Here is a 1,552-nt window from a genome sequence, read left to right on the forward strand (position 1 = left end):
TTCTGTAAATCCCTTATTGTTATATTTAAAATATATAACCTAATTAAAATTTACACAATTATCTGTAAAGACCCATTCTTACCTATTATATTATTTACTGTTCTATTCTTAACATAAAACTTATGTCCAGGTGTTGCATTTATCTTACTAAGCTTACCTGTAGTTAAATCTTTAAATTTGTATGTCTTAACTATAGCTGCATATCTCTTAAATGTCCCTATTACTGGATATGAGCGTTGTTTAGTCCAATCAATCTTTGATGTATCTAACTTAGTAGGTTTTATAGCTTCTATAGTTACATACATCTTTTTAATACCAAAATCAGGTAAAGATAATATTGCTTTATTACCAACCTTATCTAGATGATTAGTTTTAAGCCAACTTATTGGTCTAAGTAATTTAATCTCTGCTGGATATTTTTTACCTTTTATATAATCATATCCTTTAAGATCTAATTCTTGCCATGTACTAGGTGTAATAGCTAATTTATCATAGTTAGGTAAACTAATACTAAAACCTAACTGAAGGCTTAAATAAAATATAATTAAAGTAGTTAGCAGTCTCATGAGAAACTATTCTTATTTCATTTTATTAATTATTTCTTTAGTAATATCAACACTATTAGAATTATATAAACTTAATTCACTTGGTAATACCACATCTAAGTGTTGGCTTTGGGATACTTGTTTAACATTTTGCTTAAGTTCCTGTTTAAATGATTTATAGTCTTTAATACTAACATTTCTAACTTGTGTTAATAATTGCTCATATTTACTAATACTAGATTTGAGATTCTCTTTGATTAGCTTTTCCTGTTTAGTATTATGTTTAGCTTTTAATTTAGTTTCTAATAATTTTGTCTCTTTCCTAATAACTTCTAATTTTGGTTTAAATTGATCTTGATCTTTAGATAATTTAACTTGACCTATTTTTGATGATTTAAATACTTTATCTACATTTACTATACCTATACTATTTGCAAAACATGATAAAGTAGATGATATTAATATTGTAGACACTATTGCTTTTGAAATTTTCATTAGAATTTATTCCTTAACTATTTAGTTCTATGTTTATAAATGCATAACATATCATTAGATATAAGATAATAGTATTTTATTAATATATAATTACTTGGTGATAACAAAATATAAACAACTATGATTACATATCTAATATATCGTTGTTTGAATTCAGTATAATGTCAGTTATCAGTAATTCTCAGTGAGATGAAGAATCTTTGTAAATAAAGGGTGTAGCACAAGAGAAAACAAGTAAAATATTTGTGATATTTATTATACATTATATTTGCAATCCACGGAAAAGAGAAAAGAGCCTAAATAATTAGATTTATGGTACTGTTGCAACTATTAGATATAGTCTAAAGACAAAGAATTATAGTTAATCCGAAAGTATTGTGTTAAAGACATGAGTAATAGCATCAGATAAATTATCAAAAGAATTATTCATTTTTCATGACCCTTTACAGACTTTTGTGTAAATTTTTCATAGGCTACCAATCCTATCTTCAAATTTAATCATAAAATGTGCA

Annotated in this window: 2 protein-coding genes; both read right to left on the minus strand. The window is 25.0% G+C overall.

Going from position 1 to position 1,552, the window contains the following annotated elements; all coding sequences use genetic code 11:
- Nucleotides 1–50 precede the first annotated feature (50 nt).
- Nucleotides 51–566 (minus strand): hypothetical protein, encoded by a 516-nt coding sequence (locus AB8E56_RS11670; RefSeq protein ID WP_329481312.1) that lies wholly within the window; start codon nt 564–566, stop codon nt 51–53.
- A gap of 12 nt (nt 567–578) precedes the next feature.
- The gene (locus AB8E56_RS11675; protein WP_329481314.1) at nt 579–1,040 is read right to left on the minus strand and encodes an OmpH family outer membrane protein; all 462 of its coding nucleotides are present in this window, start codon (nt 1,038–1,040) and stop codon (nt 579–581) included.
- Nucleotides 1,041–1,552: the final 512 nt, after the last annotated feature.

This window comes from Francisella sp. 19X1-34 (assembly GCF_041102755.1).
Taxonomy (GTDB): domain Bacteria; phylum Pseudomonadota; class Gammaproteobacteria; order Francisellales; family Francisellaceae; genus Francisella.

What these genes read in the sequence shown, in the direction of transcription:
- AB8E56_RS11675 (WP_329481314.1), bottom strand. Translation starts at nt 1,040, where the DNA reads ATGAAAATTTCAAAAGCAATAGTGTCTACAATATTAATATCATCTACT.
- AB8E56_RS11670 (WP_329481312.1), bottom strand. Translation starts at nt 566, where the DNA reads ATGAGACTGCTAACTACTTTAATTATATTTTATTTAAGCCTTCAGTTA.